Annotated in this window: 11 protein-coding genes, 1 other RNA gene and 2 pseudogenes; 7 read left to right on the forward strand and 7 right to left on the reverse strand. The window is 56.1% G+C overall.

What is annotated here, in order from left to right:
* The first annotated feature begins 23 nt into the window (after positions 1–23).
* From hemN to NTD81_RS16550, 4 genes are all read left to right on the forward strand, one after another.
* Entirely contained in the window at positions 24–1,406 is a 1,383-nt protein-coding gene (hemN, locus tag NTD81_RS16535; protein ID WP_262183761.1) for an oxygen-independent coproporphyrinogen III oxidase, read from the forward strand.
* A 347-nt stretch (positions 1,407–1,753) separates the two neighbouring features.
* On the forward strand, positions 1,754–2,488 hold the full coding sequence (fnr, locus tag NTD81_RS16540) for a fumarate/nitrate reduction transcriptional regulator Fnr (protein WP_262183762.1): 735 nt from the start codon (positions 1,754–1,756) through the stop codon (positions 2,486–2,488).
* Between the two features lie 17 nt (positions 2,489–2,505).
* Positions 2,506–3,054: an adenine phosphoribosyltransferase gene (locus NTD81_RS16545; protein WP_262183763.1), complete on the forward strand. Its 549-nt coding sequence runs from the start codon at positions 2,506–2,508 to the stop codon at positions 3,052–3,054.
* 217 nt (positions 3,055–3,271) lie between these two features.
* Positions 3,272–3,484: a cold-shock protein gene (locus tag NTD81_RS16550; RefSeq protein ID WP_262183764.1), complete on the forward strand. Its 213-nt coding sequence runs from the start codon at positions 3,272–3,274 to the stop codon at positions 3,482–3,484.
* A gap of 75 nt (positions 3,485–3,559) precedes the next feature.
* Here the strand turns inward: NTD81_RS16550 and NTD81_RS16555 are convergent, their stop codons facing one another.
* From NTD81_RS16555 to dnaX, 4 genes are all read right to left on the reverse strand, one after another.
* On the reverse strand, positions 3,560–4,708 hold the full coding sequence (locus tag NTD81_RS16555; protein ID WP_262183765.1) for an acyl-CoA dehydrogenase family protein: 1,149 nt from the start codon (positions 4,706–4,708) through the stop codon (positions 3,560–3,562).
* Between the two features lie 157 nt (positions 4,709–4,865).
* Complete coding sequence (gene recR, locus NTD81_RS16560; RefSeq protein ID WP_262183766.1) at positions 4,866–5,465, reverse strand: recombination mediator RecR; 600 nt, start codon at positions 5,463–5,465, stop codon at positions 4,866–4,868.
* A 98-nt stretch (positions 5,466–5,563) separates the two neighbouring features.
* On the reverse strand, positions 5,564–5,890 hold the full coding sequence (locus NTD81_RS16565) for a YbaB/EbfC family nucleoid-associated protein (protein ID WP_074940389.1): 327 nt from the start codon (positions 5,888–5,890) through the stop codon (positions 5,564–5,566).
* 18 nt (positions 5,891–5,908) lie between these two features.
* Positions 5,909–8,029 (reverse strand): DNA polymerase III subunit gamma/tau, encoded by a 2,121-nt coding sequence (dnaX, locus tag NTD81_RS16570; protein ID WP_262183767.1) that lies wholly within the window; start codon positions 8,027–8,029, stop codon positions 5,909–5,911.
* A gap of 447 nt (positions 8,030–8,476) precedes the next feature.
* Here dnaX and NTD81_RS16575 point away from each other — a divergent pair, with 447 nt between their 5' ends.
* Entirely contained in the window at positions 8,477–8,698 is a 222-nt protein-coding gene (locus NTD81_RS16575; RefSeq protein ID WP_262183768.1) for a hypothetical protein, read from the forward strand.
* A gap of 63 nt (positions 8,699–8,761) precedes the next feature.
* On the forward strand, positions 8,762–9,049 hold the full coding sequence (locus NTD81_RS16580; protein WP_262183769.1) for a DUF3509 domain-containing protein: 288 nt from the start codon (positions 8,762–8,764) through the stop codon (positions 9,047–9,049).
* A gap of 283 nt (positions 9,050–9,332) precedes the next feature.
* Here the strand turns inward: NTD81_RS16580 and ffs are convergent.
* From ffs to NTD81_RS21485, 3 genes and pseudogenes are all read right to left on the reverse strand, one after another.
* Positions 9,333–9,429: signal recognition particle sRNA small type (gene ffs / locus NTD81_RS16585), an RNA gene on the reverse strand.
* Positions 9,430–9,529: 100 nt separating this feature from the next.
* Positions 9,530–10,048 (reverse strand): annotated as a pseudogene (locus NTD81_RS21480) (methyl-accepting chemotaxis protein); the annotation flags it as partial.
* 387 nt (positions 10,049–10,435) lie between these two features.
* A pseudogene (locus tag NTD81_RS21485) lies at positions 10,436–11,164 on the reverse strand (MCP four helix bundle domain-containing protein); the annotation flags it as partial.
* Positions 11,165–11,350: 186 nt separating this feature from the next.
* Between NTD81_RS21485 and NTD81_RS16595 the strand changes: the two are divergent.
* Positions 11,351–11,629 (forward strand): HU family DNA-binding protein, encoded by a 279-nt coding sequence (locus NTD81_RS16595; protein ID WP_262183770.1) that lies wholly within the window; start codon positions 11,351–11,353, stop codon positions 11,627–11,629.
* Positions 11,630–11,713 lie beyond the last annotated feature (84 nt).

Raw genomic sequence — 11,713 nt, forward strand, 5'->3', positions numbered from 1 at the left:
CGACCGCTAACCGGGATGTCCCTATGTTCGACTCCATTGAGTGGGATAGCCAACTGATCCGCCGTTACGACCAGGCCGGCCCGCGCTACACCTCCTACCCCACTGCCGTGCAATTCCATGAAGGCATCGGCCAGCTTGATCTGCTCCGCGCCCTGCACGGCAGCCGTGATGCGCAGCGACCGCTGTCGCTGTACGTGCACATCCCGTTCTGCGCCCACATTTGCTACTACTGCGCATGCAATAAGGTGATCACCAAGGACCGGGGCCGCGCCCAGATGTATTTGGACAAAGTCATTCGCGAGGCCGAGCTGATCAGCCGTCACCTCAGCCCCGGGCAAGTGGTGGAACAACTGCATTTTGGCGGCGGCACCCCGACCTTTCTCAGCCATGACGAACTGCGCCACCTGATGACGCAACTGCGTAAGCACTTCAACCTGCTGGATGACGACTCAGGCGACTACAGCATCGAGATCGACCCGCGCGAGGCCGACTGGTCGACCATGGGCCTGCTCCGTGAGCTTGGCTTCAACCGCGTCAGCCTGGGCCTGCAAGACCTCGACCCCGCAGTGCAACGGGCGGTCAATCGCCTGCAAAGCCTGGAAGAAACCCGCGCCATTATCGAAGCGGCGCGCACCTTGCAGTTCCGCTCGATCAATATCGACCTGATCTACGGCCTGCCGCTGCAAACCCCAGAGCGCTTCGCCCGCACCCTGAATGAAGTGATCGCCCTGCAACCTAACCGATTGTCGCTGTTCAACTACGCCCACCTGCCTGAGCGCTTTATGCCCCAGCGCCGCATCAACAGCGCGGATCTGCCCAGCCCAGCAGACAAACTGAGCATTCTGCACAACAGCATCGAGCAACTGAGCGCCGCCGGTTATCGCTATATCGGCATGGACCACTTCGCCCTGCCCGACGACGAGCTGGCCAGCGCCCAAGAAGACGGCACCCTGCAACGCAACTTCCAGGGTTACACCACCCATGGTCATTGCGACTTAATCGGTCTAGGCGTGTCATCCATCAGTCAGATCGGCGATGTGTACTGCCAAAACGACAGTGACCTGGCCGGCTATCAAAACAGCCTCAGCGACCAGCAGCTGGCCACCCGCCGTGGACTCAAGTGCGACGCAGACGATCGCCTGCGCCGCGCCGTGATCCAGCAATTGATCTGCCACTTCAACCTGCATTTCGCTGACATTGAGCAAGCTTTCGGCGTCGACTTTCTCGCCTACTTTGCCGATATCTGGGAGCCGCTGCAGCAGATGGCCAAAGATGGCTTGATCGAACTCAATGACGCCGGCATTCAGGTCCAGCCTGCCGGACGCTTGCTGGTGCGCTCACTGTGCATGCTGTTTGATCGCTACCTAAGCTCAGTCAACCAACAGCGCTTCTCCCGCGTTATATAAACCTGGCCAGACCACGCGCAGGAGCGCCGCCTGGCGCTCCTGCGCGGCCCGCGTTTGGCCTTGGGCTGAGAGACACCCCCACACACACCCAACAGATCACTCAGCGCTTGTTCGGCTAGAGCCATTGATACCGGCTTGGTGAGGGCAAATTGCGCGAGCAACTTGCGGGTTAAACGGCTAAGCATCCCCATAGGTTCAATGGCCATGGCACCTGCCTGAATAAGCCTGAGAAGCACGTCTTAGCGACCACCTATGCAGACAGCTGGGCACCGATCAAGCTGGCTGCAACAGCCTGCACTGTTGTACCCTTAAAGGGACTGCGCGTCTAAAACTCAGGAACCCTGCCCATGTCCGAATGCACCAAACTGCATAGCTCCCATCAAGCCCATTGTAAGGACTGCAGCCTGGCGAGCCTGTGCTTGCCACTGTCGCTTAACTTGGAAGACATGGACGCGCTGGACGAGATTGTGAAACGCGGCCGGCCCCTGAAAAAAGGCGAGTTTTTATTTCGCCAAGGCGACCCGTTCAGCTCGGTATTCGCCGTGCGCGCAGGTGCGTTAAAAACCTTCAGCCTCAGTGATGGTGGTGATGAACAAATCACCGGCTTCCATCTGCCCAGCGAGCTGGTCGGTCTATCGGCCATGGACAGCGAAATCCAACCGGTGTCCGCAGTGGCCCTAGAAACCACCTCGGTCTGCGAAATCCCCTTTGAGCGTCTCGATGACCTGGCCCTGCAATTGCCGGTTTTGCGCCGCCAACTGATGCGCATCATGAGCCGGGAAATCCGTGACGATCAGCAAATGATGTTGCTACTGTCGAAGAAAACCGCCGATGAACGCATCGCCACGTTCCTCGTCAATCTTTCTGCACGCTTCCGCGCCCGTGGCTTCTCGGCCAACCAGTTCCGCCTGGCCATGTCGCGCAACGAAATCGGTAATTTCCTCGGCCTCGCTGTCGAAACCGTGTCGCGCGTCTTCACCCGCTTCCAGCAAAACGGCCTGCTCGAAGCCGACGGCAAAGAAGTACACATTCTGGACCCGATCGAGCTGTGCGCCTTAGCGGGCGGCAACCTCGACGGCTGACTTAAAGGCTCCACGCTATGTTATTCGACGAATTCAGTCTGAAAACCCTGATCCGCCCAGTGCAGGATTTCCCCAAACCCGGTGTCGTGTTTCGCGACATCACCCCGCTGTTTCAATCGCCACGCGCCCTGCGCATGGTCATCGACAGCTTTATCCAGCGCTATGTCGAGGCTGACTTCAGCCATATCGGCGCCATGGACGCTCGCGGCTTTCTGATCGGCTCCGTGGTCGCCTATGAGTTGAACAAACCGCTGGTGCTGTTTCGCAAGCAAGGCAAGCTGCCCGCCGACGTGCTGGGTCAGAGCTATCAGACGGAGTACGGCGAAGCTACGTTAGAGGTGCACGCCGACAGCCTTTGCGAAGGCGACAAGATTTTGATTTTTGATGATCTGATCGCCACCGGCGGCACCCTGCTGGCCGCCGTGCAATTAGTCCGGCGGATGGGCGCAAGCGTGTTTGAAACGGCAGCAATTATTGACCTGCCCGAGCTAGGCGGCTCGCAAAAGCTACAAGACAGCGGCATCCCTTGCTTTTCCCTGACCCGTTTTAGCCTTACTGAGCAGTGAGTTAATACCGGCGATGAGCGCTCCACAGCTAGGTTTAACCGCGTTCTATGGCAGATTACGGACAGGCGTCACGTTAAAAGTTGTGAATTACGTGTGTTAAACCACCATTTCTTGCAAAAACCGCCTATGATGTCCGAGCTGACTGAAGTCGTCAGCAAACCCGTAAAGGTGCCGCTCATTCTGGCACCGCAATTCGTATCGATTTAAGAGACACACAATGGCTAATCGCGAAACTGGCACCGTTAAATGGTTCAACGACGAAAAGGGCTTCGGCTTCATTACCCCGGCTAACGGTGGCGATGACCTGTTCGTTCACTTCAAAGCTATCCAAAGTGACGGTTTCAAATCCCTGAAAGAAGGTCAAACTGTGACCTACGTGGCTGCTCGTGGCCAGAAGGGCATGCAAGCTGAAGAAGTCCAGGTAGCCTAAGCTTCCGTACTTCCCGCTTGAATGAACAAACCCCGCGATTGCGGGGTTTGTTTTATCTAGGCTTAATGAACGCGCTTACAAGCCCATTTGCTTGCTGATGATCTCGTTCATGATCTCGCGCGTACCACCACCGATCGACAGAATCCGGTTGTCGCGGTACAAGCGCTCTACCCGGCTCTCCCGCATAAAGCCCATGCCCCCGAGCAACTGCGTCGCATCGTAAGTCAGCCGGTCAGATACATCCGTCGCGAAGTTCTTCGCCATCGAAATCTCTTTCACCACGCTCTTACCCGCCGCCATTTTCGCCGCCTGGCGATAGGTGAACTCGCGGGACACTTCCAACTGCGTAGCCATCTCGGCCAAACGGTGTTTGATCACCTGGAACTTGCTGATCGGCTTGCCAAAAGCCTTACGCTCTTTGGCCCAGGCCAAGGCATCCTCTAAGGCCATCTGCGAGGTCATGTTAGCCATCAAGGCCAGCGCCAAACGCTCGGACTGGAAGTTGGCCATGATCCCAGCAAAGCCCATGTTCTCTACGCCAATCAGGTTCTCTACCGGTACCAAGCAGTCGTCGAAGAACAGCTCAGCGGTATCTGAACACCACCAGCCCATTTTTTTCAGCTTGCGCCCGACAGTGAAGCCTGGGGTGCCCTTCTCCACGAACAGCAAACTGACGCCCGCAAAGCCTTCGCCACCGGTGCGCACGGCCACAGTGTAGTAATCGGCGCGTGTGCCACTGGTGATAAAGGTTTTGCTACCACTGACGCGGTAGAAGTCACCTTCGCGTACGGCGCGAGTCTTCAGGTTGGCCACATCGGAACCACCACCCGGCTCGGTGATCGCCAGGGCAATGATCTTATCGCCTGCTAACACCTCAGGTACTACACGGTCGCGGATATGTGGCTTGGCCCACTTGAGCACCGGTGGCAAGCCAATATCCAGGGAGCACAGGGCCGAGACCAGGCCGGTTGAGCTGCTGCGGATCAGTTCCTCGCTGGCTGCGATCTTGGCGAACAAATCGCCTTCGTGGCTGCCGCCGAACTGTTCAGGAAAGCCAATCCCCAGAATCCCGGCGTCACCGGCTTTTTTGTACAGCTCCCGGGGAAAGCCCTCTTCTTCTTCCCATTCGTCAATAAACGGCAGAATTTCGCGCTCAACGAAGCGGCGCACCGAATCGCGAATCAGTTGGTGGGAGTCGTCGAAATATTCCTGAAAAGCGGCCATGAAAGAGGTTCCGTTGTTGTTTTACAAAACCTTACCAAGCGCTTGCTTGGTTATCAAGACATTCCCTTCAACATTGTCGCCACGCAGGCGCAACCATAGCCACAAGCAGCAAAAGTGCTCGTGTAGACAGGCAAAACGAGAGGGTTAAGAGCAGCGTTTAAAGATTAATTGGCCGACGTCCAGCCAACGCATGGGCCAAGGTGCCGCCATCGACCAGCTCCAGCTCACCGCCAAGTGGCATGCCATGGGCTAGACGGGTCGTCATCAGCCCCTTACCAGCCAGAATTTGGGCGATATAGTGGGCAGTGGCCTCCCCTTCAACCGTGGGGTTAGTGGCCAAGATCACTTCACTGAAACGGCCTGCGCTGATTCGCGTAAGCAACTCGGGAATACCGATAGCCTCCGGACCAAGGCCATCTAAAGGCGACAGATTGCCCTTGAGCACAAAATAACGGCCGCGATAGCCGGTGTGCTCAACCGCAAATACATCCATGGGCCCCTGCACAATGCACAACAAGCTGTCGTCACGGCGCTCATCCAAGCACAGCTGACACACTTCATCCTCACTCAAACCACGACACTGGCGGCAGTGGCCAACCCCCTGCATCGCTTCGTTGAGCGCTTGCGCCAAGCGCAAACCGCCACTGCGATCGCGCTCCAGCAACTGCAAAGCCATGCGCTGTGCCGTCTTTTGCCCAACACCAGGCAAGCTGCGTAATGCATCGATCAAATGGCGAATCAGTGGGCTGAAGCTCATGGAGTCTCGAAATATTCTGCTGAGGGTGAGAGATGTTGCAGTGAGTCACGCCCGGGCGACAGCGTTTAGCTGAACACCCAGACGCATCGATGACCGAATTAGAACGGCATCTTAAAGCCAGGCGGCAGCTGCATACCGGCAGTCATGCCCGACATTTTGTCTTGGCTATTTTGCTCAACTTTGCGCACGGCATCGTTGACCGCGGCAGCAATGAGGTCTTCAAGAACCTCTTTGTCTTCCTGCATCAAGCTGTCATCCAGAGTGATGCGCTTAACGTCATGACGACCGGTCATCACCACGCTGACCAAACCGGCACCGGATTGCCCAGTGACTTCGGCGTTAGCCAACTCTTCCTGCATCTTCTGCATTTTTTCTTGCATCTGCTGGGCCTGCTTCATCAGGCCGGCCATGCCACCTTTCATCATGGTACTTATCCTCGTTACTTAGGAGTTAAGGGCGGCGTCGAACGGCTCAATGCTGTCCGTTTTAATCACCGCACCAAATTGTTCGATCATCTGCCGCACCACAGGGTCCTGATGGATCGCTGCTTCAGCGTCACGCTGGCGATCTGCACGCTTACGCGCTGCCGCTTGCGCCGGCGTTTCCTGGGTAGGCTTACACAGCTCGATTTGCAGCTTGATCTCACGACCCTGGAATTGATTGAGCGCATCATTCAAGCGCCGCTGCTGGGTCGGATTAAATAGTGCCGACTGCGCCGGGTCCAAGTGCAGCAACCAGTTATGGCCATCCACTGCCATCAAGGTGCAGTTAGCGCCGATATTGCCGGTCATGCCCGATAAACCCAGCTTAGGGAACAACTCCAGCCAGTCGGCTGCCAGCCCCGTCGCCGGCTCTGCGGCCAGAACAATCTCGGGCTCTGCCGGCTCACTGACTGCGTCGACGCCAAAGTCGTAGTCAAAGGCAGCGGCGTCTATGTCCACATAGTCGTAATCGCCAGGTGGCGGCTCGTCATCATCGCCGTCTGCCAGTACCTCCACCGCAGGAGCGGCTACAGGCGTAACAGGGATTACCTCAGCTATGACCTCAGGCTCTGCCACTGCAACCTCAGCCACTGGCGCGACTGCTGACTCTTCCCACGGCAAATCCACTACCGGCTGCTCTGCAGCAGGAGCAGGAGCAGGAGCAGGAGCAGGAGCAGGAGCAGGAGCAGGAGCAGGAGCAGGAGCAGGAGCAGGAGCAGCTTCGGGCACAATTGACTGGACGGCTACAGCGGCGGATGCGAGCTCAGATACAGGTTCAGGGGCAGCTACTGGCTCAGAATCCGCTGGACTTACCGGCTCAACATCAGCAACTGGCGGCACAACCGCTTCAGTTGCCGGTGATGCAGTAACCACAGGCTCGCTTGCCACAGCAGTCAGTGCAGCAGGCGCCACACTGGCCACTGCTGCTTTGTCGGAATCAACCGTGGCCTGGCTGATCCCCACCGGCTTTAGCGCCACCCTCGGCGCATCCTGACTATCAGCGGGGCGGAAGGCCAACATCCGCAGCAGCACCATCTCAAAGCCACTGCGTGGATCTGGCGATAGCGGCAAATCACGCCGCCCAATCAGCGCCATTTGGTAGTAAAACTGCACATCCTCGCTGGGCAGCGCCTGAGCCAGCTCCAGCACCCGCTCACGGTCACCCTGGCCGTTGTCGACCGCTTCGGGCAGCGCCTGAGCGATCGCCACGCGGTGCAATACATTGAGAATTTCAGCCAGTACGCCATTCCAATCCGGCCCCTGCTCTGCCAGATGGCGCACCGCCTCAATCAAGCCTCGGGCATCGCCTGCCAGCAGCGCATGCAGGACGCCATACACCTGGCCATGATCCAGCGTACCGAGCATCGAACGGACATCCGCCGCCAACACCTTACCTTCACCAAAGGCAATCGCCTGATCGGTCAGGCTCATAGCATCACGCATCGAGCCATCAGCGGCGCGGCCCAGCAGCCACAGGGCGTCTTGCTCAAAGGGAATCTGCTCTGCCGTTAACACATGGCTCAGGTGATCCACCACGCGCTCAGGCGGCATGTTCTTCAAGGAGAACTGCAAGCAGCGCGACAACACGGTGACCGGCAGCTTTTGCGGATCGGTGGTGGCCAGCAAGAACTTAACGTGTGGCGGCGGCTCTTCCAGCGTCTTCAACAAGGCGTTGAAGGAGCTGGTCGAAAGCATGTGCACTTCGTCGATCAAATAGACCTTAAAGCGTCCACGGCTGGGTGAATACTGCACGTTATCGAGCAGCTCACGGGTGTCTTCCACCTTGGTCCGGCTGGCGGCGTCGACTTCGATCAAGTCAACAAAGCGCCCTTCATCAATTTCTTTACAGATCGAGCACACGCCGCAAGGCGTTGAGCTGATCCCAGTTTCACAGTTAAGGCACTTGGCAATGATCCGCGCAATGGTGGTTTTCCCCACCCCGCGGGTGCCCGTAAACAAATAGGCATGGTGCAGCCGCTGGCTATCGAGCGCATTGATCAGCGCTTTGAGCACATGGGCTTGGCCAACCATTTCGTTGAACGAGCGCGGACGCCACTTGCGTGCAAGAACCTGATAACTCATCGAAACCCGTCATGAGATGAAAGCAAAAGTGCGCTAATCCTACTGGAGCATGGGGTAAATTGCATCCGATCACCTGCAGCCAATCCACCGCCAGTCCAAATCCGCACAATTAGGCTGGATATTTTTTAACCAACCGAGTAAGATCGTTAAAGTTTGTACCAAGCTGTAGTCATTTAGGCCCACAGGCCCCCTCTATAGTCACGTTAGAGCGCATTACCTAAAACGGAATGCCGCACAGCTCTAGCCGACACTCAAGTTGCTGACTGATCAGGTTCTACGCTCAAAACTGAGCCACCCTAGCCGAAGTACCAACTCGCACAGCCCTAGACTGGGAACTTGTGCATACGGCTCGACTCCTACTTGAACACGAAATCGACACATTAAGTCGACAAACTGGAGTCTTATTTAGCGCAATGACGCGCACTTTGTTTTAGGAACACCATAAAAATGAATACCCATCATCAAATTCAGGATGCTATTCGCACCCTATCCAGTGCCTTCGCACCGCTCGACTGCCATATCCTTGCCGCCCGTAATGGCAGCTTTAGCTTTACCCTGGTTAACCAAGCGGGCATCGCCCAACACAGCCAACGGCTGTATCCCGGCCAATACTCCGGCCAACATCTGGAAAAAGTGATTGCGCAGACCAAACAGTCGCTGGTCGCCTAAAAATTGTTGAACCATTGATCATGCTCCATGTCAAAACCCATCACCCTTAGGATGGAGCACGTCATGGATAACATTGACCAACAATTGATTACACAGATGTTTTCTCCCCTACGCGCCACCTTCAGCCCACAGCGGCCTGATGGTGGCATCGTTATCTCCCTACTCAACGAAGCGGACAACACGGCCTATAGCCGTGTACTGAGCCCGGCACAACGCGCCGACGCTCAAGCGTTCGCACAAAGCCTGGAAGATATCCGCCTCGAACTGGCCATGCGTGCCGGCAATATACCTGCCGATTTGCGCAAAGCCCTTAAAGAGCAAGACAGCATCATTAGCTATCAAGCCAACTGATGCCGGCAAACGCTTAATTTGCATGCAGCCGCCCTTAGCTCTACAACACAACGCCCGATAAGTTATCGGGCGTTTTAGTTTCTGCAGACAGAAGATGTTCAGCGCACAGCTTCAAATAAGAACCAATAGCTCGATGCCCCAACCCTAAGCGCCAGGAGCCAATAACCGACCTATTACAGACACGCGCCTGACGAAACCTAAAGCACTAGGCATCACGCGGAATTTATTAGAGAGGAGAGCCCATCACTCAGAACAGAGCATGGAGCTTTAAAGATGGAGGCAACCCCACCAGCCACACCTCGGCACACAATGTCACCGCTACGGCTGCTCCCTTCCAGGCCTGACCGGGTTGACGGCTGATCGTTGCGAGGGGACCGGCAGGGCCACCATAACGCAGCTCACTAGAAGCGAGCCGCGCCATTGTACCGTCTTGATTTGAACTTACAACCGTTTCAAGTACTTAGCCCAATCTTTTGCTGATCAAACGCGAAACCGCGAGACCAGCTCCGAGAGATTACGTGACAGCTCAGACAAACGGTGACTCGCCTGCGCACTCTGCTCAGAAGTGTGTAACGCCTCATTCGACAGATCACGGATGTCGGTAATGCTGCGCGCGATTTCCTCGGTCACACTGCTCTGCTCCTCACAGGCCGTAGCAATTTGCGCGGTCATATCATTGATGCGCTGCACCGAGTCGCTGGTCTGCGCCAAAGCTTTATCCACCCCCGCGGCCTGCTCCACGCTGTGCCTGGCCTTGAGACTGCCGGCATGGGTAGCCCGTACCGCCTCCTGCACCCCCAACTGCAAGCGCTCAATCATTTGCTGGATGTCCTTGGTGGAGTCCTGCGTGCGCGCTGCCAGCGCCCTTACCTCATCCGCGACCACGGCAAAGCCTCGGCCCTGCTCACCGGCTCGCGCCGCCTCAATGGCCGCATTAAGAGCCAGCAAGTTAGTCTGTTCTGCAATGCCGCGAATCACCGATAACACCGCATCAATGCTTGCAGCTTCCTGCTCTAGCGCCTGGATACTGGTAGAAGCCTCCTCAACCTCCAGCGCCAACTGCCGAATCGAGGCGATCGTTCGGCCCACCACCTGCGCGCCATCGAGCGATTGCGCTTCTGCGCTAAGGGCTGCGTCCGCCGCAGATTGCGCGTTACGTGCAACCTCATGCACTGCCGAGCTCATCTCCGTGGCAGCCGTGCTTACCTGGTCGACCGCCGCATGCTCTCGAGCAATCAACTGATCATTAGAAGCTGCCATATCAGCTAAATGTTTAGCCGAAGTCTCCACTTCAGCAGTCACCCGCCCTACTTCGAGAATCAGCGGCTGTAGCTTGTCGAGAAAACGGTTAAAAGCCAGACTCAAGCGACCGAGCTCATCAGTCGAGGTCACCTCTAAGCGCGAGCGTAAATCCCCGTCACCATCGGCAATCTGATTGATTCGCTCCAACAGCCGCTGCAAAGGCCCAACTACCAACAGAGGAACGACGATGACCAGCAGCAGACAGATGCCCAGCCCCACAGCAATAATCAGCCCCTGCTGCCAGACCACAGCCTCTCCCCGCTCTATTGCAGAGTGCCCTTCGACATCGGCAGCCTCATCCTCCATCTCACCCAACTTATTCAGAATGGCGCGGGTGGCCTGAAACTGCTCCTCACTCTTGGTGAAGCTCATTTCCCGAGCAGATAAAAGATCCGTAGGAGCAAGACGCAGCACTTCCGCCGAAGTCAACTTCCAACTTTCAAACGTTCTATCGAAATCAGCGACTAGCTGCAGCGCCTGCTCTCCAGGCTGCATTGCAGCAAACTTGTGGACACGCTCGTAGGCCTGCTGGAGATTCTCTTGATAATCCTCCTTGAGGCTTTCACCACGCTCCCCGCTTTTAACCAACAACAAGCTGCGTTCAGCCACTATGGCCTGATAAAGATCACGGTCAGCATTCAGTAAGGTGCTGATGCCTGGCAAATAGCGATTGGTCAGCGTAACACTCGAACCTGCAACCTGATTGATACCGCGCACAGCTAATACGCTCATGACGATAAACAACGACGCCAGTAACAGTATTGGTAGCGCGATCTTCCAGCGAAAACCTAAATTAGCAAATGCCCTGTACATGTGATTCCCCCGACCACCCTCAACATCCCAGCCAATAAAGCCAGGTAAATTGCGCACACTCTGGCAGATCAGGATTATTTGACAGTGTTATAGGTCATAAAAACAGAACAATTTATAATCCCGAGAGTCTTCCCTAGCGCTGAAAACATCGGCAGGAAGCACATTTATTCATTCAAGGAATCACCCATGGCCATTACCAAAGACCAATTGATCGGTGACATCGCTGAAGCGATCGACACTCCCAAAACAACTGTCCGAGCTGCTCTGGAACAACTCAGCGAGATCATCACCGAGGCCCTTGAAAATGGTGATGAGATCACCCTGCCAAATGTTGGCAAATTTAAAGTAACCGAACGCCCTGCCCGTACCGGGCGCAATCCGCAAACAGGCCTAACGATTGAGATTGCCGCCAAGAAAGTCATTAAGTTCGTGCCAGCTAAAGCGCTTAACGACGCCGTTAACTAAGCGCAGAGCCGGTAAACCTAAGCAAAGTATTACCGGTTTAAATTATCCGAGACAAAGCAAAACCCCCGACCAGTTTCCTGATCG

It is taken from the genome of Pseudomonas sp. 5P_3.1_Bac2, from assembly GCF_025465995.1.
Taxonomy (GTDB): Bacteria; Pseudomonadota; Gammaproteobacteria; order Pseudomonadales; family Pseudomonadaceae; genus Aquipseudomonas.

Coding starts and splice junctions, on each gene's coding strand:
- hemN (WP_262183761.1), top strand. CDS start 24: ATGTTCGACTCCATTGAGTGGGATAGCCAACTGATCCGCCGTTACGAC.
- fnr (WP_262183762.1), top strand. CDS start 1,754: ATGTCCGAATGCACCAAACTGCATAGCTCCCATCAAGCCCATTGTAAG.
- NTD81_RS16545 (WP_262183763.1), top strand. CDS start 2,506: ATGTTATTCGACGAATTCAGTCTGAAAACCCTGATCCGCCCAGTGCAG.
- NTD81_RS16550 (WP_262183764.1), top strand. CDS start 3,272: ATGGCTAATCGCGAAACTGGCACCGTTAAATGGTTCAACGACGAAAAG.
- NTD81_RS16555 (WP_262183765.1), bottom strand. CDS start 4,708: ATGGCCGCTTTTCAGGAATATTTCGACGACTCCCACCAACTGATTCGC.
- recR (WP_262183766.1), bottom strand. CDS start 5,465: ATGAGCTTCAGCCCACTGATTCGCCATTTGATCGATGCATTACGCAGC.
- NTD81_RS16565 (WP_074940389.1), bottom strand. CDS start 5,890: ATGATGAAAGGTGGCATGGCCGGCCTGATGAAGCAGGCCCAGCAGATG.
- dnaX (WP_262183767.1), bottom strand. CDS start 8,029: ATGAGTTATCAGGTTCTTGCACGCAAGTGGCGTCCGCGCTCGTTCAAC.
- NTD81_RS16575 (WP_262183768.1), top strand. CDS start 8,477: ATGAATACCCATCATCAAATTCAGGATGCTATTCGCACCCTATCCAGT.
- NTD81_RS16580 (WP_262183769.1), top strand. CDS start 8,762: ATGGATAACATTGACCAACAATTGATTACACAGATGTTTTCTCCCCTA.
- NTD81_RS16595 (WP_262183770.1), top strand. CDS start 11,351: ATGGCCATTACCAAAGACCAATTGATCGGTGACATCGCTGAAGCGATC.